Annotated in this window: 1 protein-coding gene; it reads left to right on the top strand. The window is 44.9% G+C overall.

What is annotated here, in order from left to right; all coding sequences use genetic code 11:
* Positions 1 to 1694 (top strand): hemagglutinin repeat-containing protein (locus tag ACFIME_RS05900; protein ID WP_375684647.1); only part of this gene is annotated, 1694 nt, incomplete at both ends.

Here is a 1694-nt window from a genome sequence, read left to right as displayed (position 1 = left end):
TAAAAGATGCCGCAGATCACATGAATAATAAGGATGGTAACAATACAGTTATTAATGGCATACTGACTGGCATGAAAATCAGTCATCTTTATAGTAAAGGCAAAACCTTTGTTAATTGGCTGACTGGCAATACGGGGGAAAAGGGGAACACAACCAAAGGACTGAGTAGCTCATTAGGAGGGATGGGGGGCTCCACCAAGGATGCTCTTGCCAATCTGGCAGGTGCATCTGGCAGTGTAACCGTGGGCTTTAAAACAGAGAAAACAGAAGCCTCTGTTCAGACCTCCACAGCGGTGACAGATAGCATAGAAGGCGGACGCGCTGTTAACATGCAAGCCCACAAAGGCAGCATTCATGGTGTTGGCGCTGATATTATCGCTGGTACCAATCCAATCTATGTGCTGGAAAATGATGCACAGAGCGGAAATATCACTATGGAAGCAGGTGAAGATATCATCTTTGAAAGTGCACAAAACACGCAAAGCACACAAAACAGCNTGGCAGGCGCCGTGGTTTCTGGAGAGCGTGTAGAAATGGAAGTAGGGGGTGATTTTGCCATTACCAGCCGCAGTGATACGGGACAAACTTCCAGCAAGCAAAACTCTGTTTCTGTTGGGTTTGGTGCTGGACAAACGGGTGGTGGGGGCTCCATGAGCGCCTCTTTCCAAAAGGATAAATCCTCCAGCGATTATCATAGTGTTGTGGAGCAATCAGGCATCAAAGCGGGTGATGGCGGCTTTAATATCATTGTTAAAGACAAAACAACGCTGACCGGAGGCATCATTGCCAGCACCGCGCCGGCAGATAAAAACAGCTTGACCACAGGAAGCATTAGCACCAGTGATATCAGCAACGGTGCGCATGCTAAAGCCAGCAGCCATGGGTTTAGCATTTCTGGTGGCGGTGCTTTGCAACAGGGGAAATATGGCATCATAAAAAATATTGCTAAAAATGCTTTAAGTCATGGAAAAGCTAAGGATGCAGCGGAAGGAGAAACCAAATCTGCTATCAGCGATGGGACTATCATCCTTACTGATACAACTGGGCAGAGGGCGATGAGGCAAGATGCTGGACAAATCATTGATGCACTCAACCGCAACACCGCTACAGCCCACCAGGCTGTAGGACAGCTAGATGTCGCACCGCTTGAGGGAGCAGTGCATAATCGCGTAGATATGATCAATGATTTATCGGATGAAGGATTGGGATACCTTGATAAAATTTATAAAATCACAAATGTCAAAGAGCACCCAGTAGGTGAGGTTGCGCATGATGAAAATGGCAATGTCCTCTATGCAACAGATAAAAATGGAAAACCTATAAAAGGCAGTGATGGAAAATATATCACTCTGTATCATTTTTTAAAGCCAGAGGAAGAAAAGCATTTACAAAAAGGCCCTAATGGTGCTGTTTATATGTTCTACAATGGCATTTTTAATTCACCAGATGATGCTGCGGGTAATGCTGTCCAATTGGCTGTTAATAAAAATGGTCCCCTTTATTTTACATACTTTCCCCAAGCTGACGATGTGCTGGTAGAATTAGGGGTAGCATTTTATCAAAAGTTTTTTGAAGGGGGCTCTTGGGGGTTGACCAATTCAACCAAAAAGTTCCAAGATTTTATCTATCGTTATGGCAATACAGGGGCGATTGTTAGTGCGCATAGCCGTGGTACCATAACAGTAAGCAATGGA

Origin of the sequence: Bartonella sp. AP1QHHD, from assembly GCF_042196265.1 — a bacterium.
Lineage (GTDB): Bacteria > Pseudomonadota > Alphaproteobacteria > Rhizobiales > Rhizobiaceae > Bartonella.
This window is presented reverse-complemented; position numbering and strand designations above follow the sequence as displayed.